Annotated in this window: 22 protein-coding genes; 14 read left to right on the top strand and 8 right to left on the bottom strand. The window is 64.5% G+C overall.

Features of this window, described 5'->3' with window-relative positions; all coding sequences use genetic code 11:
• The first annotated feature begins 13 nt into the window (after nucleotides 1-13).
• From trhA to J1C52_RS07780, 3 genes are all read left to right on the top strand, one after another.
• Nucleotides 14-694, top strand: a complete 681-nt coding sequence (trhA, locus tag J1C52_RS07790; protein ID WP_227427372.1) for a PAQR family membrane homeostasis protein TrhA — start codon at nucleotides 14-16, stop codon at nucleotides 692-694.
• Between the two features lie 351 nt (nucleotides 695-1,045).
• Complete coding sequence (locus J1C52_RS07785) at nucleotides 1,046-2,029, top strand: XdhC family protein (protein WP_227427371.1); 984 nt, start codon at nucleotides 1,046-1,048, stop codon at nucleotides 2,027-2,029.
• Complete coding sequence (locus tag J1C52_RS07780) at nucleotides 2,026-3,030, top strand: molybdopterin-binding protein (RefSeq protein ID WP_227427370.1); 1,005 nt, start codon at nucleotides 2,026-2,028, stop codon at nucleotides 3,028-3,030. Before J1C52_RS07785 ends, J1C52_RS07780 begins: the two co-directional genes overlap by 4 nt.
• Nucleotides 3,031-3,051: 21 nt before the next feature.
• On the opposite strand, the gene J1C52_RS07775 is transcribed toward J1C52_RS07780, so the two are convergent.
• A complete protein-coding gene (locus tag J1C52_RS07775; protein ID WP_370633242.1) occupies nucleotides 3,052-4,293 on the bottom strand; it encodes a glycerophosphodiester phosphodiesterase family protein in 1,242 nt (413 codons plus the stop codon).
• Nucleotides 4,294-4,452: 159 nt separating this feature from the next.
• Between J1C52_RS07775 and J1C52_RS07770 the strand changes: the two genes are divergently transcribed.
• Both J1C52_RS07770 and J1C52_RS07765 read left to right on the top strand, forming a co-directional pair.
• Nucleotides 4,453-4,767, top strand: a complete 315-nt coding sequence (locus tag J1C52_RS07770; protein ID WP_227427369.1) for a hypothetical protein — start codon at nucleotides 4,453-4,455, stop codon at nucleotides 4,765-4,767.
• A gap of 270 nt (nucleotides 4,768-5,037) precedes the next feature.
• On the top strand, nucleotides 5,038-5,490 hold the full coding sequence (locus tag J1C52_RS07765; RefSeq protein WP_227427368.1) for an MmcB family DNA repair protein: 453 nt from the start codon (nucleotides 5,038-5,040) through the stop codon (nucleotides 5,488-5,490).
• 42 nt (nucleotides 5,491-5,532) lie between these two features.
• Here J1C52_RS07765 and J1C52_RS07760 read toward each other — a convergent pair whose 3' ends face one another.
• Entirely contained in the window at nucleotides 5,533-6,162 is a 630-nt protein-coding gene (locus J1C52_RS07760) for an invasion associated locus B family protein (protein ID WP_227427367.1), read from the bottom strand.
• Nucleotides 6,163-6,681: 519 nt separating this feature from the next.
• Between J1C52_RS07760 and J1C52_RS07755 the strand changes: the two genes are divergently transcribed.
• From J1C52_RS07755 to J1C52_RS07740, 4 genes are all read left to right on the top strand, one after another.
• Complete coding sequence (locus J1C52_RS07755) at nucleotides 6,682-8,235, top strand: helicase HerA-like domain-containing protein (protein WP_227427366.1); 1,554 nt, start codon at nucleotides 6,682-6,684, stop codon at nucleotides 8,233-8,235.
• 73 nt (nucleotides 8,236-8,308) lie between these two features.
• Nucleotides 8,309-9,334, top strand: coding sequence for a GTPase ObgE (gene obgE / locus J1C52_RS07750; protein ID WP_227427365.1), 1,026 nt, complete (start codon nucleotides 8,309-8,311; stop codon nucleotides 9,332-9,334).
• Complete coding sequence (proB, locus tag J1C52_RS07745; protein ID WP_227427364.1) at nucleotides 9,322-10,437, top strand: glutamate 5-kinase; 1,116 nt, start codon at nucleotides 9,322-9,324, stop codon at nucleotides 10,435-10,437. The genes obgE and proB overlap by 13 nt, the downstream gene beginning before the upstream one ends.
• Complete coding sequence (locus tag J1C52_RS07740) at nucleotides 10,434-11,690, top strand: glutamate-5-semialdehyde dehydrogenase (protein WP_227427363.1); 1,257 nt, start codon at nucleotides 10,434-10,436, stop codon at nucleotides 11,688-11,690. Before proB ends, J1C52_RS07740 begins: the two co-directional genes overlap by 4 nt.
• 6 nt (nucleotides 11,691-11,696) lie before the next feature.
• Here J1C52_RS07740 and hisA read toward each other — a convergent pair whose 3' ends face one another.
• From hisA to J1C52_RS07725, 3 genes are all read right to left on the bottom strand, one after another.
• Entirely contained in the window at nucleotides 11,697-12,419 is a 723-nt protein-coding gene (hisA, locus tag J1C52_RS07735; RefSeq protein WP_227427362.1) for a 1-(5-phosphoribosyl)-5-[(5-phosphoribosylamino)methylideneamino]imidazole-4-carboxamide isomerase, read from the bottom strand.
• A 113-nt stretch (nucleotides 12,420-12,532) separates the two neighbouring features.
• The gene (locus tag J1C52_RS07730) at nucleotides 12,533-13,000 is read right to left on the bottom strand and encodes a DNA polymerase III subunit chi (protein ID WP_227427361.1); all 468 of its coding nucleotides are present in this window, start codon (nucleotides 12,998-13,000) and stop codon (nucleotides 12,533-12,535) included.
• Nucleotides 13,001-13,003: 3 nt separating this feature from the next.
• Nucleotides 13,004-14,455: a leucyl aminopeptidase gene (locus tag J1C52_RS07725; protein WP_227427360.1), complete on the bottom strand. Its 1,452-nt coding sequence runs from the start codon at nucleotides 14,453-14,455 to the stop codon at nucleotides 13,004-13,006.
• Nucleotides 14,456-14,594: 139 nt separating this feature from the next.
• On the opposite strand from J1C52_RS07725, the gene eda reads away from it, so the two are divergent.
• Nucleotides 14,595-15,236 (top strand): bifunctional 4-hydroxy-2-oxoglutarate aldolase/2-dehydro-3-deoxy-phosphogluconate aldolase, encoded by a 642-nt coding sequence (eda, locus tag J1C52_RS07720; protein WP_227427359.1) that lies wholly within the window; start codon nucleotides 14,595-14,597, stop codon nucleotides 15,234-15,236.
• Here the strand turns inward: eda and J1C52_RS07715 are convergent.
• Nucleotides 15,233-16,024 carry an FkbM family methyltransferase gene (locus tag J1C52_RS07715; RefSeq protein WP_227427358.1) on the bottom strand — a complete coding sequence of 264 codons (792 nt, stop codon included), beginning with the start codon at nucleotides 16,022-16,024 and terminating at the stop codon, nucleotides 15,233-15,235. The genes eda and J1C52_RS07715 overlap by 4 nt on opposite strands.
• A 210-nt stretch (nucleotides 16,025-16,234) precedes the next feature.
• Here J1C52_RS07715 and rpsB point away from each other — a divergent pair, with 210 nt between their 5' ends.
• The 3 genes from rpsB to J1C52_RS07700 all read left to right on the top strand — a co-directional run bounded on the left by rpsB (nucleotide 16,235) and on the right by J1C52_RS07700 (nucleotide 18,638).
• Nucleotides 16,235-17,008 (top strand): 30S ribosomal protein S2, encoded by a 774-nt coding sequence (gene rpsB, locus J1C52_RS07710; RefSeq protein ID WP_227427357.1) that lies wholly within the window; start codon nucleotides 16,235-16,237, stop codon nucleotides 17,006-17,008.
• A gap of 86 nt (nucleotides 17,009-17,094) precedes the next feature.
• Nucleotides 17,095-17,967, top strand: a complete 873-nt coding sequence (gene tsf, locus J1C52_RS07705) for a translation elongation factor Ts (protein ID WP_227427356.1) — start codon at nucleotides 17,095-17,097, stop codon at nucleotides 17,965-17,967.
• A gap of 140 nt (nucleotides 17,968-18,107) precedes the next feature.
• Nucleotides 18,108-18,638: a hypothetical protein gene (locus tag J1C52_RS07700; RefSeq protein ID WP_227427355.1), complete on the top strand. Its 531-nt coding sequence runs from the start codon at nucleotides 18,108-18,110 to the stop codon at nucleotides 18,636-18,638.
• 267 nt (nucleotides 18,639-18,905) lie between these two features.
• Here the strand turns inward: J1C52_RS07700 and polA are convergent, their stop codons facing one another.
• A complete protein-coding gene (polA, locus tag J1C52_RS07695) occupies nucleotides 18,906-21,938 on the bottom strand; it encodes a DNA polymerase I (protein WP_227427354.1) in 3,033 nt (1,010 codons plus the stop codon).
• A gap of 121 nt (nucleotides 21,939-22,059) precedes the next feature.
• Here polA and J1C52_RS07690 point away from each other — a divergent pair, with 121 nt between their 5' ends.
• Nucleotides 22,060-22,467, top strand: a complete 408-nt coding sequence (locus tag J1C52_RS07690; RefSeq protein ID WP_227427353.1) for a hypothetical protein — start codon at nucleotides 22,060-22,062, stop codon at nucleotides 22,465-22,467.
• Nucleotides 22,468-22,470: 3 nt separating this feature from the next.
• Here J1C52_RS07690 and J1C52_RS07685 read toward each other — a convergent pair whose 3' ends face one another.
• On the bottom strand, nucleotides 22,471-22,653 hold the full coding sequence (locus J1C52_RS07685) for a zinc-finger domain-containing protein (RefSeq protein WP_227427572.1): 183 nt from the start codon (nucleotides 22,651-22,653) through the stop codon (nucleotides 22,471-22,473).
• Between the last annotated feature and the right edge of the window lie 62 nt (nucleotides 22,654-22,715).

The following is a 22,715-nucleotide window of genomic DNA, read 5'->3' as shown; positions in this document are numbered from 1 at the left end:
GAAAGGATCGCTCATGGCCTGGTTGCTTGACCATCGTGACAGCTATTCGCCCGCCGAGAACCGCGCGGATGCGGCGATCCATGTGGCGGGGCTGGTGCTGGTCGGGCTGGGCGTGCCGGTCTTGCTGGGGCTGGCGGTCTACCTTGTCCGCCATGGGGGCGAGGCGCGGCTTCTCTGGGCCACGCTCGTTTACGGGCTGGCGCTGGCCGCGATGATCGGGGCCTCTGCCGTGTTCAACCTGCTGCGAGAGGCGCGGCTGGCATGGCTATACCAGCGTCTGGACCACAGCGCGATTTTCCTGAAGATCGCGGGCAGCTACACGCCGCTGACGCTGATCCCCGGCCAAGGCTTGGGCTTTGCCACCGCGATCTGGCTGACCGCCTGCGCGGGCGTTGCGCTGAAGCTGTACTCGCCGGTGCGTTTCCGGGCCTTGGGGTTGGTCCTGTATCTGGCCATGGGCTGGGCGGGCGTGGCGCTTCTGCCGCAGCTTTGGGGCAGCCTGCCGAAAGCCAGCCTTGCGCTGATTCTGGCGGGCGGTGCGGTCTACACTCTTGGGGTGGCCTTCTACCTCGCGACACGGCTACGCTACCATTACGCCATCTGGCATGTCTGCGTTCTGGTCGCGAGCCTGATGATCTATGCCGCGATCTTGGGGCTGTTGGTCGCGCGCTGGGGACAACTGGTGCCGGTTTGACTCAGATCAGCCCAAATCGCGCAGAATCGTGATACACGGAGCTTGCTGCTTTCCGAAGAAAGGGTAGCTCATGCCGACAGAACAGTATGATTGCACCACCCCCCAAACCTCGCAAGCCTTGCATGATGCGATGATTGCGATGCTCGCCCGGCGGGTTCTGGCCAAAGTCTGTCCCGACAAGCTGCCTGCGGCGAAAACGCCTGCGAAGCGCCCCTGCATGTCATCACGCAAACCGCCACTTTTACGCAGCCATATAATGGGCTGCTAAGGCCAAGGCGTAACCCCTTTGTCCTACTGGTATGCTAGCGCGGGATCGGTCAGTCTGGTCCCTGACACGCAACCGGAGGGGCCATGACGCGCCACGACACCATTCCAGAAATCGCGCTCGATTGGGCGCGCGCGGGCGCAGGGGCCGCGATTGCGACCGTGGTGCAGACATGGGGCTCTGCCCCGCGCCAGCCCGGCGCCCAACTGGCCATCCGGGGCGATGGGCAGATGATGGGGTCGGTCTCGGGCGGCTGTGTCGAGGGCGCGGTCGTGGTCGAGGCGATGGAGGCTTTGGCCGATGGCCGCCCCCGCCTGCTGACCTATGGCGTGGCCGATGACCTGGCGTTCGAGGTGGGGCTGGCTTGCGGTGGCACGATCCGCATTCTGGTCGATCCCATTGGCCCCGATGCCCCCGCGCTGCACCCCGACATGCTGGCCGATCTGGTCGCCGCGCGCGCCGCGCGTCGGCCCGTGGCTTTGCTGACCGATCTGGACAGCTTCACGCGGCGCCTTGCTAGTCCCGATGCGCCCGAGCTGGCCGCGCGGTTCCGCGCCGACCAATCCGGCCCGGATGACGCGGGGCAGATGGTCACGCTGTTCAATCCGCCTTTGCGGCTGGTCATTGTGGGGGCCGTGCATATCGCGCAGGCGCTGGTGCCCATGGCGCGGCTGGCGGGGTATGACCCGGTGGTGGTCGACCCGCGCGATGCCTTCGCCTCTGACCTGCGCTTTCCCGACACGCAGCTTTTGCACGATTGGCCGGACGAGGCCTTGGCCCAGATCGGCCTTGATGCCCGCACGGCGGTCGTGACGCTCACCCACGATAGCAAGCTTGACGACCCGGCGATCATCGCCGCGCTGCACTCTGACGTGTTTTATCTGGGCTGCCTTGGGTCCACCCGCACCCATGCCAAGCGGCTGGAGCGGTTGCGCGCGGCGGGGCTGGGTGACGCCGATTTTGCCCGCATCCATGCGCCCGTGGGTCTGAATATCGGCGCGCGCAGCCCGGCAGAGATTGCCGTGGCAACGCTTGCACAGATCACGCTGGCGCTGCGGGGCGCGAAGTGAGGTTCGGGCCAGTTCCCTTGGCTGACGCGCAAGACGCAGTGCTGGCGCATTCGGTGGCGCTGAAGGATGGGCGCTTGCGCAAGGGCTGCACCCTTGGCGCGGCGGAACTTGCGCGCTTGGCGGCGGCGGGTATCGCGCAGGTCATGGTCGCGCGGCTGGACGCGGGCGACCGGACAGAGGATGACGCGGCGCTGAGCGTGGCCAACGCGCTGCTGGCCTCGGGCGCAGCTCTCAGCTTGCGCGCGGTTGGCACGGGCCGGGTGAATATCGTGGCCGATGCGCCGGGGCTGGTCGCGCTGGACGCGCCCGCCATCCATGCTGTGAACGCGGTCGATCCGGCGATCACGCTCGCCACCCTGCCGCCCTTGATGCGGGTCGAGGCGGGCACGATGGTCGCCACCGTCAAGATCATCCCCTATGCCGTCGCGGGCCAGTCGGTCGAACGGGCCGCAAACGCAGGCCGGGCCGCGCTGTCGCTGCACCGCCCGCACATCCCCCGCGCGGCGCTTGTCATGACCCGCGCAGGCGGCAGCGATCCGGGCGAGAAGGGCGCGCGCGTGACGTCGGATCGCTTGGCACGCTTGGGCGTGGCGATGGACGCGGCCCAGGTGGTCGATCACGACACGGACGCGCTGGCCCGCGCCTTGCGCGCAACCGATGCGCCGTTGATCCTGATCCTGACCGGATCGGCCACGTCAGACCTGCACGACACAGCCCCCGAAGCGCTGCGCCGCGCAGGCGGGACGGTTGCGCATTTCGGAATGCCCGTGGACCCCGGCAATCTGCTGTTTCTGGGTGATATGGAGGGCCGCCCCGTCATCGGCCTGCCCGGTTGCGCCAAAAGCCCCGCGCTGAACGGGGCCGACTGGGTGCTGGAGCGGATCATCTGCGGGCTGACGGTCACGCCTGCCGACATCATGGGCATGGGCGTGGGCGGTCTGCTGACCGAAATCCCCTCGCGCCCGCGCCCGCGCAGGCAGGGGGAGATGGGCGCGCCGTAACCCGCGCGCCCGATACTGGCCCTAAAGGCCCATGCAGTTGGCGTAATAGGTGGTCGTCGCCGGCCAGTCGCTGAACACGCCCACAACGCCCGCTTCTTCGCGCAGCGCGTGCAGGATGGTGAAATAATCGCCATCCGTGTCGGTCGCGCCTGCGACGCTCTGGAAATACCAACCGCCGCCGGTGGTCAGCGGGCCAGAGCGTTCCAACGTCCATGTGATGATGTTCAACCCCGCTTCCTGCGCGGCCTTGGCGTATTCGCTGGCGACCATGTTGCCGTCTGCATCCAGCGTCAGCAGCATCCACATGGGGGGCGCGATATAGCGCACACCCATATCGGCCAGTTCCTGCATCGTCGGCTTGAAGGTGGCGCGGTCGTTGGGGTCGATCAGGCCCTCGTCATCGTCTGATGCCTCATACCGGTCGTCCAGATAGACGGCCTGCGCGCCGAATTCGGGCGTGTTTTGGACCCAGTATTTCACATCATCCAGGTTAAAGCTTTGCAGCCAGACGCGGGCCGGGTCGATGCCGGCGGCGACATATTCATCCACCAGTTTCTGCGCGTAATCGGCTTGGGTGAAGCCGTTGAACGGCATCTCGACCGAGGCCGATTTCAGTTCCGGCGTGAAATCCGCGCCCAAGGCGTCGAACAGGGCGATCGACTCGGCATGGGTCATCAGCGTGGCGGGCTGGGTCGAATAGAGGTCGGTTCGCCAGGTCGCGGTACCGCCAAGATACTCTTCCACGGTGGTCGCGCGACTATTGGCGGCGTCCATCTTGGGCGTCAGGCTTTGGAACTGCGCCAGCGTGAGTTCCGATGTGCGGCATTCGGCGGTGGCGTTCGCATCGTCAGTCGCGGGCGTGAAGGGCGTGACACAAGTGCTTGCCAGATCGGTCGCCAGAATGTTCGTCGTGGTGTGCAGATCGTTCTGCGCGTGGCGGCAGACCAGTTCCAGGTCGGCGGTGAAGGTCACGTCGCATTCCAGAATGCCCGCGCCCATGCGCGCGGCGGCCACGTTCGATTCGACCGTATGCTCGGGAAATTGCAGCGGCGCCCCCCGGTGCCCGATGGAAAACTTCGACGTGGCAGGGGTCTGGCCCATGCAGCTTTGCAGCTGCTCTTTCAGCGGGCCGTCTTCCATTTTGTCGATCAGGTAGAACGGGCGCGGGCCGTAGCTGAGCGCGCCCGGCATGTCTTGTGCCATCGCACCGGTGGCGGTGCTGGCGGCAAGGCCTGCAACGATGAGTGAGGTTTTCAGGGTCATGTCCAAACTCCCAAATTGTTGGATGCGCCCCGCTTAGTTGGTGGCGGTAACAGCCATGTGACGCACCGGCGGCATCCCGCCCGATTGCCGCAGTTGCGCAATCCGGGCTTGCTTTCCGGCACGATCGGCGTAGCTTCTGGAATGACAGGAGGGAGCGCCATGCCAAAGCTCGTCAAAGTCTATCTTCAGCAAATCGCCATCGGGTTCGGCCTGTCCGCCGTGTTTACGGCGATCCTTCTGTATATGAACGTGGGCAACCTTGCGCATCTGGTGTTCAACTCCAGCGACGGATTGCTGGGGCTGTTCCTGATCTTCTTCTTCAACGGTCTGGTCTTTGCGGGCGTGCAATTCGCCATCCGCATCATGCGCATGGGCTACGAGGATGACGATGACGACGATGATCGCGGCACGCCCATTCGCGTGTTTGATGCGGAACCCGTGCGCATTTCGACCCATGACGGGGTGCGCCGCTAAGGCGTTTTGGTGACGGGCGGGAAGGGCGGCAGGCCCGCAGCGACCGTGACGGCGTGAATTTCCGAGAGCCTGAGAATCAGGTGGGCGCCAGATAACACGGCCAGGACCATGCCAGAGCCAGCTCCCTCGGATGTGCGTATAGGCCACTGGAAAAGGGCCATGCACGTGAAGAGCAGAACCTGCCTGACCCTCACGTAGTATGCCACCCGCCCGCAATCAAGCGCGATTGCGGGCTTGACGCGTGTTCATACTTTGTTCATCCTTTCGCCGATGGAGGACCGCACCGATCATCCAACCTCCGCGCCCGGCATTTTGCTGGCCCGTGGCGTGTGCCGCGCGCTGGCGGATCTGGGCTTTGCCCCGATCTGCGAATTCGTCATCGCGCGGGGCTTGCGGGTCGATGTTCTGGCGCTGGGGCCGAAGGGCGATGTGTGGATCGTCGAGTGTAAATCCAGCCTTGCCGATTTTCGCAGCGACCGGAAATGGCAGAATTACCTGCCATGGTGCGACCGTTTCTTCTGGGCTGTCGATGCCGATTTCCCACGAGAGGTCTTGCCCGACGGGCATGGCCTGATCCTCGCCGACCGTTTCGGCGCGGAACTGCTGGAGATGGGAGAAGAGGCGCGCCTTGCCCCCGCGCGGCGCAAGGCCGTCACGCTATCGGTGGCGCGCACCGGGCTGCGGCGGTTGCATCACGCCTGCGATCCCGGTGTGCGGATGTAGCACCCCCGCGCGCAGGCAAAGCGGCGTGCGGGGGCAGGGTGTTTATTGCAGGGCTTCGGACAGTTCCGAGAACGCAGCGGTGAAGCCGATCAGCGACATGTTCAGCGAAACGGTCTGATCCGGGGCCGCGATCGGCACCAGAGACCATGTCGCTTGCGCGCCACCGCGGAAGGCATCGACCTCTGCGGCAGTAAAGCCCACGCGGGCAATGCAGCCGATTGCCGTGCAGAAGGTGAAGGGGTAGCGCTTGGCCGCGCCATCATCGACCTGCATGACAAGCTGTGCGGTCAGCAGCGTTTCCAGCGGGGTCAGGATGGTCGCGCCGGCCGCGGCCTCTTGCCCGGCGGGCAGCGGGAACATGGTGATCTCTGCGGTCGCGTTGCCATCGGCGTCGCGCAGAAGCTGGTACATCTGGCAGGGATCCTCGGCCTCTTCTGTGCGCATGCAGACCAGTTCCCAATCGCCATGGGTGGCGCCGACGTAGCTGGCACCTTCGGCATCGGCGTTGTTGATGACCTCGCCGGTGGACAATTCCATCAAGGAGGGTGCGGGCGCGGCGGCAGGTGCCTCTGCCTCTGGGGCGGGGGTGTCTTGCGCCGCAAGGGGCGCAGCTAGCGACACCGCTGCGCCGAACAGGGCGGAACGAAGTGCAAGAGTACGGATGTTCGTCATGGGATCCCTCGTAGTCCAAACGATTTACGGCGCAATATCATGCGGCTGATGCAGTGTCAGGCAAAAAAACCGCGAGCGGTCTGGCCGGTCCGTGCAAGACCCAAGGACCGCGCGGGCAGAGACCGGTCGCGGCCAAGGGCACGGCACAAATGAAAATAGGGGCCAGACAGCCCCTATTTCTTATTTTTCGTTCTCTCCCTGTCGGACCGGCCGACTATTGAAACGGAGCCTATGGCGAAAAAAATGACCCGTCAACACCTATCGCAGCATATATTTTTCACTTTTTTTGCACGGCTTGACAGCTTGTTACACGGCCCCTTGGCCCAGGCATGAAAAAAGACCGCGCCCAGGGGCGCGGCCAGTCAGACAGGGAGGAAAACACACGACGCGGGGTCACGGTCCCGCGGCATCGTGCCGGTCCAATCTGGCATGAATTGGTAAACAAGCCCTTTCCAAAGCGCAGGTTGCTGGCATAGTTTTGCACCCGCAAGCGGTGTTTCAGCAAAAAGGTGGGCCAGTATGACCGAACACGCACAGGCAATCTTCGTGGGCGGCGGCGGCGCGGACCAGCGCGACCCGCAGGAACTGGCGCTGAAATACGGCAACCGCCACGGGTTGATCGCAGGCGCGACCGGCACGGGCAAGACCATCACCATGCAAATTCTGGCAGAGGAATTCTCGAATGCGGGTGTCCCGGTCTTCCTGACCGACATCAAGGGCGATGTCAGCGGTATGGCCATGGCCGGAGAGCCCAAGGATTTCCTGTTCAAGCGCGCCGACCAGATCGGGCTGGAAGGCTACGGTTTTCGTGAAAGCCCCGTCATCTTCTGGGATTTCTTCGGCGAGCATGGCCACCCGATCCGCGCCACCATTGCCGAAGTCGGCCCGCTTCTGCTGTCGCGGATGCTGGATCTGACAGAGGCGCAGGAAGGCGTCATCAACGTGGCCTTCCGCATCTCGGACGACGAGGGCCTGCCGCTTCTGAACCTTGATGACCTGCGCGCGATGCTGAATTTCCTGGGCGAGAACCAGCGCGAGATCTCGCTGCAATACGGGAATGTCACCACCGCCAGCATCGGCGCGATCCAGCGCAAGCTGTTGGTGCTGGAAAATCAGGGTGCGGCCAATTTCTTCTCGGAACCGGCGTTGGAATTGTCCGATTTCATGCGCGTGGCCCCCGATGGGAGGGGCTATGTCTCGCTGCTTCATGCCGAGCGGCTGATGCGCAGCCCGCAGCTCTACGCGACCTTCTTGCTGTGGCTTTTGTCGGAACTGTTCGAAGAACTGCCCGAGGTCGGCAATCCCGACAAGCCCGTGCTGGTCTTCTTTTTCGACGAGGCGCATCTGCTGTTCAACGGTGCCCCCCGCGCGCTGATCGAGAAGGTCGAGCGCGTGGCGCGGTTGATCCGGTCCAAGGGGGTGGGGGTGTATTTCGTCACCCAAAACCCCGATGACGTGCCCGATACTGTCCTCAGCCAGCTTGGCAACCGCATCCAGCACGCGTTGCGCGCCTTTACCGCGCGCGACCAGCAGGCGCTCAAGAAAGCGTCGGAAACCTACCGCCCGAACCCCCGTTTCGACATTGCCGAAGCCATCCGCGATGTGGGCGTGGGCGAAGCGGTCACGTCCTTTCTGGTGGAAAAGGGCAATCCCGGCATGGCCGAGCGCACGCTGATCCGCCCGCCCGCCAGCCGCATGGGCCCGGCCGATGAGGCGGTCATGCGCAGCGTGCGCGCGCGCTCGCCGATCATGGGTAAATACGAGAACATGATCGACAGCGACAGCGCGCATGAACGCTTGGCCAAACGCGCCGAAACCGCCGCACGAGAGGCAGAGGCGATGCTCGCCCGCGCCGAGCAAGAGGAAGAGCGCGAGTTCAATTCCGCGCGTCGCTACGACCCCTCCATGCCGCGCACGCGCAGCACAAAAAGCAGTTCGCGCAGCAGCACCAGCAGCCGTGGCCGCGAAACCGCGCTGGAAGCGTTCACCAAATCCATGGCGCGCCAGCTTGGCACGAGGGCCGGCAAGTCGATCATGCGCGGGGTGCTGGGCGGGTTGTTGCGCGGGCGATAGGTCTTCGCGCCCCCTTTCGCTTGGCCCCATCCTGCGCTAAAGGCTGCGGTTTGAAAGCGACGGAGCACGCGCCATGAAATTCCTCGATCTTGCCAAGGTCACGATCCGCTCGGGCGGCGGCGGGTCCGGCTGCGTGTCATTTCGGCGCGAGAAATTCATCGAATATGGCGGCCCCGATGGCGGCGATGGCGGGCGCGGCGGCGATGTCTGGGCCGAATGCGTGGACGGTCTGAACACCCTGATCGACTTTCGCTATCAGCAGCATTTCTTCGCCAAGTCGGGCCAGCCCGGCATGGGCAAGGGCCGCACGGGGCGCGATGGCGACAGCGTGGTGCTGCGCGTGCCCGAGGGCACCGAAATTCTGGACGAGGATCAGGAAACCGTCATCGCCGACCTGACAGAGGTCGGCCAGCGTGTGCTTTTGGCCAAGGGTGGCAATGGCGGCTGGGGCAACTTGCAGTTCAAATCGGCCACGAACCAAGCGCCGCGCCGCGCCAATTCCGGCCAGCCGGGGGTCGAGCGTGAAATCTGGCTGCGCTTGAAGCTGATCGCCGATGCGGGGCTTGCGGGACTGCCCAATGCGGGCAAATCGACCTTTCTGGCGGCCACATCGAACGCGCGGCCCAAGATCGCGGATTACCCTTTTACCACGCTGCACCCCAATTTGGGCGTTGTCGGCGTGGATGGGCGCGAGTTTGTCATGGCCGATATTCCCGGCCTGATCGAGGGCGCATCCGAAGGGCGCGGTTTGGGCGACCAGTTTCTTGGCCATGTCGAGCGCTGCGCGGTATTGCTGCAACTGGTCGATGGCACGTCAGAGGACGTGGCCGAGGACTGGCGCATCATCGACACGGAATTGCACGCCTATTCGCCCGATGTGGCGCTCAAGCCGCGCATCATTGCCATGAACAAGATCGACGCGCTGGATGATGAAGAGCGCGCCGAGAAGAAAGCCGCGCTGGAAGCGGTCAGCCACCGCAAGGTTCTGATGCTGTCGGCGGTGTCGGGCGAGGGCGTGCAGGACGTGTTGCGCGCGCTGATGGCGCGGATCGACAAGGGCCGCGAGGTGCCCGAGGAAGAGGGCGCATGGGAACCCTGACACCTGCCACGGCCCTAACTGCCGCGCGCCGCGTTGTGGTCAAGATCGGCTCTGCGCTGCTGGTCGAACAGGGCCAGTTGCGCGAGGCGTGGCTTCATGCGCTGGCCGCCGATGTGGCAGCACTTCGCAAGGGCGGGGCAGAGTTGGTGATCGTCTCGTCGGGGTCCATCGCGCTTGGTCGCGCGGTCCTTGGCCTGCCGCAAGGCGCGCTGGCGCTGGAGCAAAGCCAGGCGGCGGCCTCGGTCGGGCAGATCCGGCTGGCGCGCGCGTATGAAGAGGTGCTCGCGCCCTACGGCATAACCGCCGGGCAAGTGCTGCTGACGCTCGACGATACCCATGACCGCCGCCGCTACCTGAACAGCCGCGCGACCTTGGGCACGCTCTTGGGCTTGGGCGTTGTGCCCATCGTGAATGAAAACGACACCATCGCCACCGATGAAATCCGCTATGGCGACAATGACCGCTTGGCCGCGCAAGTGGCCGTGACCATCGGCGCGGACCTGTTGGTGTTGTTGTCGGATGTGGACGGGCTGTATACCGGCAACCCGCAATCCGACCCGAACGCGCGCCATCTGCCCGTGATCGAAGCAATCACGCCAGAGGTCGAGGGCATGGCAGGCGATCCCTTGTCCCCCTTCAGCAAGGGCGGCATGAAGACCAAGATCATGGCCGCGCGCACCGCCACATCGGGCGGCTGCGCGATGCTGATCGCGGCGGGGCAGGGGATGAACCCGTTGGCCGCCCTGCAAGAGGGCGCGCGCGCCACGGTGTTCTTGGCCCAAGGCGACCCGCGCTCGGCCCGCAAGGGCTGGATTGCCGCGATGAAACCCAAAGGCGCGCTGCATGTCGATGCGGGCGCGGCGCAGGCGCTGGCGCGCGGCAAATCGCTTCTGCCCGCGGGCGTCGTGCGCGTCGAAGGGCAGTTCCACCGGGGCGATGCCGTCAGTATCGTCGGCCCGGACGGCCCGCTTGGCGTGGGGCTTGCAGGCTATGATGCCGCAGAGGCGCGGATGATCGCGGGCCACCAGTCGACCGAGATAGAGACAATCCTCAACCACCCGGGCCGCGTGGCCCTGATCCACAGAGACGAGATGGCGCTATGACCGTGATCAGCCAAGACATGCTAGAGATGGGCACCCGCGCCCGCGCCGCTGCAAGCGTTCTGGCCAGCACCCCGTCGCAGGTGAAAACCAAGGCGCTGATGGCCGCCGCAAATGCGCTTGATGCCACGCGCGCCGATGTGCTGGCCGCGAATGCGCAAGACATGGCGGCAGGCCGCGACAAGGGGCTGTCGGCGGCCATGCTGGACCGCTTGGCTCTGGATGACGCGCGCATTGACGGCATTTGCGGTGCCCTGCGCGCGATTGCGGCGCAAGACGATCCGGTGGGTCAGGTCATGGCCGAATGGGACCGCCCCACGGGCCTGCATATCCAGCGCGTGCGCACGCCCTTGGGCGTGATCGGCGTGATCTACGAATCGCGCCCCAATGTGACCGCTGATGCAGGTGCTTTGTGCCTGAAAGCCGGGAATGCCGTCATCCTGCGCGGTGGGTCGGAAAGTGCGCATTCCTCGCGGGCCATTCACGCCGCTTTGCTGGCGGGCTTGCGGGCGGCGGACCTACCCGAAGACGCGATCCAGCTTGTCCAGACCACCGACCGCGCTGCCGTGGGCGACATGCTGCGCATGGTCGAGCATATCGACGTGATCGTGCCGCGCGGTGGCAAGGGGCTGGTGGGGCTGGTGCAGCGCGAGGCGCGGGTGCCGGTTTTCGCGCATCTGGAAGGCATCTGCCATGTCTATGTCGATGTGGCGGCAGATCCCGCCAAGGCCCGCGCCGTGGTGTTGAACGCGAAAACGCGGCGCACCGGGATTTGCGGCTCGGCCGAATGCCTGCTGTTGCACCGCGACATCGTGGACACGCTGGGCGCGGATATTCTGGCCGATCTGGCCAGCGCGGGTGTAGAGCTGCGCGTGGGCGAGGGGTTGCAGCACCTGCCCGGCACCATCCCCGCCAAGCCCGACGATTTCGGGCGCGAATTTCTGGACATGATCCTTGCCGTGGCCGTCGTCGATGACGTGGCGGGCGCGATTGCGCATATCCAGCGCTACGGGTCCAACCATACCGACGCGATCCTGACAGAGGATGACGGCGCCGCCGCCGAATTTTTCGCGCGGCTGGACAGCGCGATCCTGATGCGCAACGCCTCGACCCAGTTCGCGGACGGGGGCGAGTTCGGTCTGGGTGCGGAAATCGGCATTGCCACGGGCAAGATGCACGCGCGCGGGCCTGTGGGGGCAGAGCAGTTGACCAGCTTCAAATACCTGGTCACGGGCGACGGGACGGTGCGCGCGTAACGGGGCTTAACCGCGCAGCACCGCCATCGCCTCGGCCAGATCCAGCTTGCCGTCATACAAAGCACGACCAGAAATCGCGCCATCCAGCTTCGCCCCGCAATCGCGCAGCGCGATCAGGTCTTCGATCCGCGACACGCCGCCCGATGCGATGACGGGGATGCTGACGGCGCGCGCCAGCGCCGCCGTGGCGTCCACGTTCGGGCCTTGCATGGCACCGTCGCGGTTGATGTCGGTGTAGATGATCGCGGCAACGCCCGCGTCCTCGAACTGGCGGGCAAGATCGGTCACTTCGACATCGGTCTCCTCGGCCCAGCCCTTGGTCGCCACCATGCCGTTGCGGGCGTCGATGCCCACGGCCACCTGTCCCGGAAATGCGCGCGCGGCTTCGCGCACCAGATCGGGGTTTTCCACCGCGACCGTGCCAAGGATGACACGGGCCAAGCCCTTGCTCAGCCAGCCCTCGATCGTGGTCATGTCGCGGATGCCGCCGCCCAGTTGCGCGGGCACGTCCGTTGCGGCCAGGATCGCCTCGACCGCCGCGCCATTCACGGGCGCGCCCGCGAATGCGCCGTTCAGGTCCACCAAGTGCAGCCATTCTGCCCCTTGGTCCACGAAGGCGCGGGCCTGCGCCGCCGGGTCGTCGTCAAAGACCGTGGCTTTCTCCATGTCGCCTTTATACAGGCGCACGCATTGCCCGTCCTTCAGGTCGATCGCGGGATAAAGAATCATGGCACGGCCCTTTCGCATGGTTTGCCCGTTCCATACCGAGGCGCGGGGCAGGGGAAAACCCTTGCCCCTTCATCTTGCCCCAAATACTCAAGATGCGACGCGGGCTACAGGCACTACCCCCCGCCGGATTGCGCTTTCTTCGCCCAAGCGCCCCCGTCCTGCGACCAGTATTCGGCCTGAACCCCTGCGGCGACCATCGCCTTCCACTGGCCACGCGCGTGGGTCAAAGCCGCCTCATCCTGCCCGTCAAACAGGATCCATAACCGTTCCAGCGCGGCGACCTCGGACGCGTCCACCTCGGCGCGGTCCACGGCCATCACGCAGGCGGGCCGGTTGGGGGCGTCGCGCGCGGTGGTCAGCAGGATCGGCTGGTCGGCATCATGCGGCCCGCCTGCCAGCCCATGCGGCAGAAAGCTGTCTTTTGCGCCCAGCCAGAGCTGCGCATCCAGCCATTCCAGCCGTGTCCTGTCCCCGCCACGCAAAGCCACGCGCCAACCTGCGCCCAGCGCGCGGGTCAGAAGCGTGGCGGCGGTCACTTCGACCGGATCGCGCGTCAGGTGGTAGAACATGGCCTTGCCCATGGCCTAGCCCTCGAACTTGGCCCGGATCAGCGCGTCGAGCGTCAGCACACCCCAGCCAGACGCCCCTTTGGGCGCGTGGGCGCTGTCGCCCTTGGTCAGCGCGACGCCCGCGATATCCAGATGCGCCCAAGGCATCCCTTCTGGCACGAAGCGCTCAAGGAACGCCGCCGCCGTGCACGACCCCGCCGGCCGCCCGCCCGTGTTCTTCACATCGCCGATGCGCGAATCGATCTGGCGTTGGTATTCCGCGCCCAAGGGCATCCGCCACGCGCCTTCGCCAACGGCGCTGGCCGCGCCCAAAATATCCGCCGCCAGCGCGTCGTCATTGCAGAACACACCCGCGCGGTCATGCCCCAGCGCGATGATGATCGCGCCGGTCAACGTGGCAAGGTCGATCATGGCGCGCGGTTTGAAGCGGTCGGCGGCGTAGTGCAGCATGTCGCACAGCACCAGACGGCCCTCGGCGTCCGTATTGATGACCTCTATCATGTCACCCTTCATGGAGCGCACGATGTCACCGGGGCGCTGCGCACGCGCATCGGGCATGTTTTCGACCAGACCCACCAGCCCGATGACATGCGCGGGCGCCTTGCGCAGCGCGAGCGCCTGCATCAGCCCCACGGTCACGGCCGCGCCGCCCATGTCCATCGTCATCTCTTCCATGCCCGCGCCGGGTTTGAGCGATATGCCGCCCGTGTCGAACATCACGCCCTTGCCCAGCACGCAAAGCGGTGCGCCATCCGCGCCTTTCCAGCGCATGATGGCTAGTTTGGGCGGGTTGTCGGACCCTTGCGCCACCGCCAGAAGCGCGCGCATTCCAAGGCGGTCCATCTCGTCACGGTCAAGGATTTCAACCTCCAGCCCCAGATCGGACAGACCCGCGATCTGCGCGGCGAAACTTTCGGTGTTCAGCACATTGGCGGGCGCATGAACCAGGTCGCGCACCAGATGGACCGACTGCGCCAAGGCTTGCGCATCGTCGAGCGCCGGCTTCGCGCCATCGGCATCCGTCACAGCAAACAGGAACGCGCCAAGCGGGCCTTTGGGGCTGCCCTTCATCGCCTCGTAGCGATAGGCGCGCAGGCTGGCGTGAAGCGCGATCTCGCGCGCGGGCAGTGTGTCGAGCGCGATCAGCGCCGCGTCTTCGCCCTGCGCCGCGCCAACGCTGTTGCCAGCCTTGCGCAAGTGCTCATCAGTCGTCTTGCGCGGCAGGCGGATGATCTGAAGCGCGCGGGCCGCCATGCCCGCCGGATAGGCCAGTGTCAGCCCCTTGCCGGGGGCCAGCGCCGCAAAGTCCGATGCCCCGACCGCGCGCGCGACCGCGCCCTTGCTCAGCCGGTCGCAGCGTTTTGCCGCGCGCGGCAGGGGCGCGTCCGGGTCGGCGAAGATCACGACGCGGCCCGGATGGGTGGCAAGTTGGTCTAGATCCAGCGTCAGGGCGGTGGGGGGTGTCATGGCGGCTCCGGTGGTTCTTGTTGTGGGGCAAAACCTAGTCCAGTGCCGGGGCGAAGGCCACAGGCTTTGGCCCACTTGCGCCGCCTGCGAGAGGGCGCTACACCTGTTACCGCTAACGGGCCTTGACAGGAGCCACGCCATGACCCCCACCCAGCAAAGTGACGCCGCCTTGGACCTGTGCCGCTTGGCCCCGGTCATCCCTGTGATCGTGATCGACGATCTGGCCCATGCCCGCCCCTTGGCCGAAGCGCTGGTCGCGGGCGGCCTGCCGGTGCTGGAAGTAACCCTGCGCACCGACTGCGCGCTCGATGCCATCGCCGCCATGGCAGAGGTGCCGGGCGCGGTTGCGGGCGCGGGCACGGTGCTGACGGCAGCCCATATGAAGGCCGCGAAAGAGGCGGGCGCGCGGTTCGCGGTCTCGCCCGGCGCGACCCCCGCGCTGATCGACGCAGCGCGCGTGGAAGAAGTGCCGCTTTTGCCCGGCGCGCAAACCTGTTCCGAGGTGATGGCGCTTCTGGAACAGGGCTATCATGTGCAGAAGTTTTTCCCGGCGGAATCCATCGGCGGGGCAGGGGCGCTAAAATCCATCGGCGGGCCATTGCCGCAAGTCACCTTCTGCCCCACGGGCGGGATAACGCCAGAGCTGGCCCCGCGCTACCTGGCGCTTGCGAATGTGGCCTGCGTGGGCGGGTCATGGGTGGCCCCCAAAGCGCTGATGCAAGCAGGCGAATGGGCGCAGATCACGGAACTGGCCCGCGCGGCGGCGGGCTTGCCGCGCTAAGCGCCTGTATCTGCGCGGAACCGCGCCAGCGACTGCTGCATCTCCAGCACCGGCAGCACGTCGGGCAGGGTCATGGCCTGTGGCGACAGGAACAGGATGTTGAACTGGTGTTTGCGCTCGAAATCGCGGGCGACAGGCACCAGCCCCTTGTCCATCAGATGCGCCATCACGTCATGGACCAGCCATTGCCCTTGCCAGAAGGGTGCGCTTTCGACCTCGATCATCATCAGCGCGGTCTTGTCCAGCAGCGCATCCGCGCCCGCCAGAACCTTTTGCGCGGCCCCTTCCACATCGACCCATAGCGCGGCCCGCGTGCCGTCCTGTGCCAGACTGTCCAGCCGCAGCCCGGGCACTGTCACGCTTTCATATTCTGCCTTGGGGTCGTCGCGCAGCATAAGCGACGAGCGGCCCGAATGCACCCCTTGGCGCGAATGCTGGTCGGCGGTCAGCACCTTGAACGTGATCGGGCCATCCGCGTCCGACAGGGCGGTCAGACGGTATTCGACATTTAGCGCGTCGAAATCATGCGCTTTTGCAAAGCGCGCGTGGTTGTGCGGGTTTGCCTCGCACGCGATGACCCGTGCCTTGGGAAGCAATTTGCGGGCGCGCCGCGATCCAGCCCCGTCATGCGCGCCCGCCTCTATGAACAGGTCAGGGGCCACGGCGGGCAAAAGGGCGAAAAACATCTTGCGCAGGTCGGCGGCAGAGCGGGCCCGCGCTGCCCGGTCGCGCAGGTCATACATCGCGGCGCGCGCGCTTAAGGTGGCAAGGGCTTGAGCCGGGGTCATGGGCTGTCCTGAGCGATTTTCCCGCCAGAGTGAAAGGCCCAAAGCGCGCGCGGTCAACCCCTCTTGCACCCTGGGCGCAAACCGTCTAAGGGAAGCGCACTTCACAGGTGGGGGTCGGGCCTTGCGGGCAGAAAAATCCGCTCTGGTCCACCGGTTGAGGCGATCGCCTTGAAACCCCCCACTCAGGCGCAAACCGGAAAGGAACACGTTATGGCGCTTCCCGATTTCACCATGCGTCAGCTCTTGGAAGCTGGCGTTCACTTTGGCCACCAGACGCAGCGCTGGAACCCGCGCATGGCACCGTATATCTACGGCGAGCGCAATGGCATCCACATCATGGACCTGACGCAGACCGTTCCCATGCTGGACGCGGCGCTGAATGTCATCCGCGAAACCGTTGCCAAGGGCGGCCGCATCCTGTTCGTCGGCACCAAGCGCCAGGCCTCCAAGGCCGTGGCCGAAGCCGCTGACCGTTCGGCGCAGTTCTACATGAACCACCGCTGGCTGGGCGGCACGCTGACCAACTGGAAAACCGTGTCGCAGTCGATCCAGCGCCTGAAAGCCCTGGACGAGCAGCTGGAAAGCGGCGCCGAAGGCCTGACCAAGAAAGAGCGTCTGGGCATGGAGCGCGAGCAGGCCAAACTGCAAGCCTCGCTTGGCGGCATCCGCGAGATGGGCGGTCTGCCGAACCTGCTGTTCGTGATTGACGTGAACAAGGAAGATCTGGCCATCCTCGAAGCCAAGAAGCTGGGCATCCCGGTCGTGGCCGTGGTCGACACCAACTGCTCGCCCGATGGCGTGGATTACATCATCCCCGGCAATGACGACGCGGCCCGTGCGATTGCTCTCTATTGCGATCTGGTCAGCCGTGCGGCTCTGGACGGCATGAGCGCGCAGATGGGCGCTGCCGGCATCGACCTTGGCGCGCTGGAAGAAGCCCCGGTCGAAGAGGCGCTGGCCGAAGAAACCGCGTCCGACGCCTGATCGGCTTTTGTCAGGAATTGACATGAAACTGTGACAGGGGCGCGTCATGCCCCCTGTCACATCCTTGATATTCAGGAGTGAATGACATGGCTATCACCGCAGCAATGGTGAAAGAACTGCGCGAATCCACCGGCGCAGGCATGATGGACGCGAAGAAAGCACTGACCGAAACCAATGGCGACATGGAAGCCGCGACCGATTGGCTGCGCACCAAGGGTCTGGCCAAGGCCGCCAAGAAATCGGGCCGCACGGCTGCCGAAGGTCTGGTGGCTGTCGCGGTTGACGGCGGCAAGGGTGTCGCGGTCGAAGTGAACTCGGAAACCGATTTCGTCGCCAAGAACGCCGAATTCCAAGCCATGGTCGGCGGCATCGCCACCACCGCGCTGGGTGTGTCGGATGTCGAAGCGCTGGCCGAGGCAGAGCTGAACGGCAAGCCCGTATCCACCGTGCTGACCGACGCGATTGCCAAGATCGGCGAGAACATGACCCTGCGCCGCATGGCCGTGGTGGAAGGCGACACCGTGGTGTCCTACGTCCACAACGCCGCGACCGAGGGCATGGGCAAGATCGGCGTTCTGGTCGCCATGACCGGCGGCGATGAAGCGTTTGGCAAGCAGGTTGCGATGCATATCGCCGCGACCAACCCGGCATCGCTGGACGAAGCGTCGCTCGACCCGGCGATTGTCGAGAAGGAAAAGCAGATCCAGATCGAGATCGCGCGCGAATCCGGCAAGCCCGAGAACATCATCGAGAACATGATCGTTGGTCGCATGAAGAAATTCATGGCCGAGGTCACGCTGATGGGCCAGGCCTTCGTCATCAACCCCGACCTGACCGTGGCGCAAGCCGCGAAAGAAGCGGGTGCCACGATCACCGGTTTCGTCCGCATGGAAGTGGGCGAAGGGATCGAGAAGAAAGAAGAAAACTTCGCCGAGGAAGTGGCGAAGATGCAGGGGTAAGTCCCGGTCTTTCTGGACAGATTGGCGGCGCTCCGAGGGATCGGGGCGCTGTTTTTTGTTGTGTGAGGGCTTCCATTCGGCGTTATCGTTGGCGTAGCATCAATAAGCCTGTCACTTTTTCATCAATTGGGTAAGTAATTTTGAAAGAAATTGAAATTGACGGCATAGTTCGTGACCTCAAACACCTTGATAGTTTTGTTGTAACGCTAAAGGGGAAAGGCAAGGGCGGTGCAGACTTGCGGGTTTTGGTTCATCTGGGCCTTCACACGATCTCCAGAGCTTGCAAGCCGGGTGAAATTACGGACCTTAGCGATGAGAACGGCAGGCCACGTATCTTTTGCGAAGATCGGTATGCGTTCTCGTTCGGATTACCCGACATAACCAAACGGATGATTGAAGAAAAGTATTTCTGTTGGGTATCCTCAGATCGCAATCGCTCAATGAATTATGCGGTCCTTGATGCTGCGCCCTCGCGTGTTCGCCAGCTAAAAGACGGCGAGCATCAAGTCATCTACTTTTACTTGTATCCTTCGAGAGGTAAGCGCGCGGATGTCGACTTATTTGTTACGAGTTGCCACATGCGTTTTCTGAAATTTGGAGCTATCAAGCGCCGCTATGACCTGCATTCTTTGCTCAGGAAGTGTTATTTCGAGAGTAAAAGACTGCCATAAAAAAGGCTCTTGCCTAAGCAAGAGCCTCTTAAAAATAGAGCGGGTGTGCCTTACCGTGGTGTTCCGGCCTCAGAGGGCGCACATTCAACGGCGACCTTCACAGGAAGCCCCGCTGTCCGTTGATACAATGTCAATTAGCCCCAAACTTGCATAAAAGCAAGTAAAAGCTGCGCACGATGGATTGCCGCAGGGACAAAGTGTCTGAAAATCTAGTGATTTGAGCAGCCAACATAGGCCTCATTTCTAGTTGCACCTTATTTGCCCCCCTCAATGCGCCTCCGCCCAACTCTCCCCTACACCCGCATCCACCACCAGCGGCACGTCCAGCTCCACCACGGGCGCGGCGGCCCCCTCCATCACCTCGCGCACCACGGCGATCACCTCGTCCACGGCGCCCTCTTCCACCTCGAACACCAGTTCGTCATGCACCTGTAGCAGCATCTGCGCGGGAAGGTCCGCAATCGCGCCCGGCACCCGCACCATCGCGCGGCGGATGATGTCGGCGGCGGTGCCCTGGATGGGCGCGTTGATCGCCGCGCGTTTGGCAAAGCCCGCGCCCGGCCCCTTGGTGTTGATCTCTGGCGTATGAATGCGCCGCCCGAACAGGGTTTCCACCCGGCCATGTTTCTTGGCAAATTCCACCGTGTCATCCATATAGGCGCGGATGCCGGGGAAACGCTCGAAATAGCGGTCGATGAAGCCCTGCGCGTCGGCACGCGGAATGCGCAGGTTGCGCGCCAGCCCAAAGCCCGAAATGCCGTAGATCACCCCGAAATTGATCGCCTTGGCCTGACGGCGAATTTCCGGTGTCATCTGGTCCATGGGCACGTCGAACATCTCCGACGCGGTCATGGCGTGAATGTCCTGCCCCTCTCGGAACGCTTGCTTCAAAGCGTCGATGCCCGCGATATGGGCGAGGATGCGCAGCTCGATCTGGCTGTAGTCCAGCGCCACCAGCTTATGCCCTTCGCTTGCGACAAAGGCCGTGCGGATGCGGCGGCCTTCTTCCGAGCGGATCGGGATGTTTTGCAGGTTCGGATCGGTCGAGGACAGCCGGCCCGTGACAGCCCCCGTGATGACATAGGACGTGTGCACCCGCCCCGTTTCGGGGTGGATATGGTCTTGCAGCGCGTCGGTATAGGTGGATTTCAGCTTGGACAATTGCCGCCAATCCAGCACGCGGGCGGGCAGGTCGTGCCCTTCGGCGGCCAAGTCCTCCAGAATGTCGGCGCCGGTCGCGTAGGCCCCGGTCTTGCCCTTCTTGCCGCCTTCCAACCCCATCTTGTCGAACAGGATTTCGCCCAGTTGCTTGGGCGAGCCCACGTTGAATTTCTCGCCCGCAAGCTGGTGGATTTCATCCTCCAACCCCGCCATTTTCTGTGCAAAGGCGTTGGACATGCGCGACAGGATATCGCGGTCCACCTTGATGCCCCGCCGCTCCATCGCGGCCAGAACGGGGACAAGCGGGCGTTCCAGCGTTTCATAGACGCGGGTGACGTGCGACGCATGCAGGCGCGGCTTGAACATCTGCCACAGGCGCAGGGTGATGTCGGCGTCTTCGGCCGCGTATTTCGTGGCATCCTCTATCGGCACGCGGTCGAAGGTGATGGCGGATTTGCCGCTGCCCAGAAGCGTCTTGATGGCGATGGGTTCGTGGTTCAGGTAGCGGTCCGAGAGTGCGTCCATCCCGTGCCCGTGCAACCCGCCATGCAGCGCGTAGCTCATCAACATGGTGTCGTCGATGGGCGCGACCGTGATCCCGTAGCCTGCAAAGATCTTGGCGTCGTATTTCATGTTCTGCCCGATTTTCAGCACGCTCGGGTCTTCCAGAAGCGGTTTAAGCGCGGCGAGCGCGTCCTCCATCGGGATTTGGCCGTCGCTGAGGGTCGGGTCATCGAACAGCCCGTCGCCGCCCGCGCGGTGGGCCAGCGGAATATAGGCGGCGTGGCCGGCTTCGACACAAAGCGAGACACCGACCAGATCGGCGCGCATTTCATCGAGCGCCGTGGTTTCGGTGTCGACCGCGACATAGCCGCGCTCGCGGGCCGCCGCGATCCATGTGTGCAGCGTGTCCAGATCGCGGATGCAGTCGTAGCGGGCATTTGCGAAATCGGGCGCATCGGGCGCATCTGCCTGCGGGGCGGGGGCAGGGTCGGGCAGGGCCGGGGTGTCGGCCCCCAGCGCGTCGGCAATGCGGCGGGTCAGGGTGCGGAATTCCATGCGGTTCAGGAAGTCGAGCAATGTCTCCGCATCGGGCTTGCGCACGGCAAGATCGTCGAGCGTGAACGCGATCGGCGTCTGGTCGTCCAGCCGCACAAGGGCTTTGGACAGGCGCACGGCCTCTTCGGCCTCGGCCACCTTGGGGGCCACGTTGCGCAGCACTTTGAGACGCTCGCGCATGGTGACAAGCTGGGCTGCGGCGTCGTTGCCGCCTGCGGCCAGATCGGCCAGTTCCTTGGGCGAGAGTTCTGCGCCCACCTCTGCCCCTGACAGGGCCGCAACAATCGCCGCCGCGTCGGCCTTGGACCCCAGCTTGACCTTGCGCTCCAGCCGGCCCTCGATTTCGGCCACATAAGCGTCGATCTGCTCGGCCAGTTCCGACAGCGCCGCCTCGCGCGAACCTTCGTCGAAGAGCCGTTCCACCGGGCCGATGGCTTGCAACAGCAGCGATGCCGTGGCCGCCCCCACACCCCGCACGCCGGGAATATTGTCCACGCTGTCGCCCGCGATGGCTTGCAGGTCGATCATCAGTTCCGGCCCCACGCCGAACCATTCGACCACGCCCGCCGGGTCGACAAGCTGGTCGGGCTTGCCCTGCATGCCGGGACGGATCATGGACACGCGGTCATTCACAAGCTGCGCCAGATCCTTGTCGCCGCTGATGATGGTCACGCGCCCGCCCGCCTCGGTGGCCTGTCGGGCAAGGGTGGCGATGATGTCATCGGCCTCATACCCCTCCAGTTCTTCGCAGGCGATGTTGAAAGCGCGGGTGGCTTCGCGGGTCAGCGGGATCTGGGGCCGCAGGTCTTCGGGCATGTCGGGGCGGTGGCCCTTGTAGTCCGAATACAGGTCATTGCGGAAGGTGTGGCTGCCCTTGTCGAAAATCACCGCCACATGGGTGGGCGCATCCGGCCCCTTGTTGCCCTCGACATAGCGCCAGAGCATGTTGCAAAAGCCCGCCACCGCGCCCACGGGCGCCCCGTCCGACTTGCGCGACAGGGGCGGCAGCGCGTGATAGGCCCGGAAAATATAGGCCGATCCGTCAATCAGGTGCAGGTGGCTGTCCTTGCCGAATGTCATCTTGCGCGGTTCCTGTCGGTTGGGCATTCTGGCCCTGATTATCGTTAGGCCACAGGTATTTCACATGCGACTTCTCTGTTCAATCGCGACTCTGTTTGTGCTGGCAAGGGCAGCACATGCGATGGAACTGCCCGACTGCACGCTGATCCCCGGCAGTCCTGATTCGTGCAGCCCAATCGTGGCCTGTATGCCGGGCGAGGGCACCTATTTCGTGGGCCGCGCGGTCGGCTGGGACGAGGGCACTCTGTCGGGCGTCACCAATGGCAGCACCAGTTGCATCGGCACATGGCGTGTGACTGGGCTAGGCGTGGGGCTGGCGCGCTTTGCCTGCGATGACGGGATGGAGGGGCGGCTGCTCTATTACTACCAAGACGGCGAGACGGGCACAGCATCGGGGCGCGGGCTGGTCAGCGGGTTTGGCTGGCTTGAAGCATGGTCAGGCCACAACATAGAGCAATTCCTCGACCAGACAGGCCGCCGGGTGGATGGCGAATTGATGTGTGGCGCGACGCCGATGCTGATCAGCTAACGCTTAGGCCGCGTCATCCGCGAAATCGGCATGGATGAACCGCTTGTCGCAATAGGGGCATTCGACCATGCCGGTGTCATGGCTGATCGACAGCCACACGCGCGGATGGCCCAAAGCGCCTTCGCCGCCGTCGCAGGCCACGCGCATGGCGGTCACGATCTGGGTTTCGGGGGCGTCATGGGTCAGGGGCGCGGGCTTGGCTGCGGTCATGGGGCTGTCCTTGTCGCTGGTGGCTCACTGGCCTAGAT

The organism is Roseibaca sp. Y0-43, from assembly GCF_020667835.1.
Classification (GTDB): Bacteria; Pseudomonadota; Alphaproteobacteria; order Rhodobacterales; family Rhodobacteraceae; genus Roseinatronobacter.
This window is presented reverse-complemented; position numbering and strand designations above follow the sequence as displayed.

Coding starts and splice junctions, on each gene's coding strand:
- J1C52_RS07755 (WP_227427366.1), top strand. CDS start 6,682: ATGACCGAACACGCACAGGCAATCTTCGTGGGCGGCGGCGGCGCGGAC.
- J1C52_RS07765 (WP_227427368.1), top strand. CDS start 5,038: ATGGAGGACCGCACCGATCATCCAACCTCCGCGCCCGGCATTTTGCTG.
- J1C52_RS07690 (WP_227427353.1), top strand. CDS start 22,060: ATGGAACTGCCCGACTGCACGCTGATCCCCGGCAGTCCTGATTCGTGC.
- hisA (WP_227427362.1), bottom strand. CDS start 12,419: ATGATTCTTTATCCCGCGATCGACCTGAAGGACGGGCAATGCGTGCGC.
- tsf (WP_227427356.1), top strand. CDS start 17,095: ATGGCTATCACCGCAGCAATGGTGAAAGAACTGCGCGAATCCACCGGC.
- J1C52_RS07785 (WP_227427371.1), top strand. CDS start 1,046: ATGACGCGCCACGACACCATTCCAGAAATCGCGCTCGATTGGGCGCGC.
- eda (WP_227427359.1), top strand. CDS start 14,595: ATGACCCCCACCCAGCAAAGTGACGCCGCCTTGGACCTGTGCCGCTTG.
- J1C52_RS07715 (WP_227427358.1), bottom strand. CDS start 16,024: ATGACCCCGGCTCAAGCCCTTGCCACCTTAAGCGCGCGCGCCGCGATG.
- J1C52_RS07760 (WP_227427367.1), bottom strand. CDS start 6,162: ATGACGAACATCCGTACTCTTGCACTTCGTTCCGCCCTGTTCGGCGCA.
- obgE (WP_227427365.1), top strand. CDS start 8,309: ATGAAATTCCTCGATCTTGCCAAGGTCACGATCCGCTCGGGCGGCGGC.
- trhA (WP_227427372.1), top strand. CDS start 14: ATGGCCTGGTTGCTTGACCATCGTGACAGCTATTCGCCCGCCGAGAAC.
- J1C52_RS07770 (WP_227427369.1), top strand. CDS start 4,453: ATGCCAAAGCTCGTCAAAGTCTATCTTCAGCAAATCGCCATCGGGTTC.
- J1C52_RS07740 (WP_227427363.1), top strand. CDS start 10,434: ATGACCGTGATCAGCCAAGACATGCTAGAGATGGGCACCCGCGCCCGC.
- polA (WP_227427354.1), bottom strand. CDS start 21,938: ATGACATTCGGCAAGGACAGCCACCTGCACCTGATTGACGGATCGGCC.
- proB (WP_227427364.1), top strand. CDS start 9,322: ATGGGAACCCTGACACCTGCCACGGCCCTAACTGCCGCGCGCCGCGTT.
- J1C52_RS07725 (WP_227427360.1), bottom strand. CDS start 14,455: ATGACACCCCCCACCGCCCTGACGCTGGATCTAGACCAACTTGCCACC.
- J1C52_RS07775 (WP_370633242.1), bottom strand. CDS start 4,293: ATGACCCTGAAAACCTCACTCATCGTTGCAGGCCTTGCCGCCAGCACC.
- J1C52_RS07730 (WP_227427361.1), bottom strand. CDS start 13,000: ATGGGCAAGGCCATGTTCTACCACCTGACGCGCGATCCGGTCGAAGTG.
- rpsB (WP_227427357.1), top strand. CDS start 16,235: ATGGCGCTTCCCGATTTCACCATGCGTCAGCTCTTGGAAGCTGGCGTT.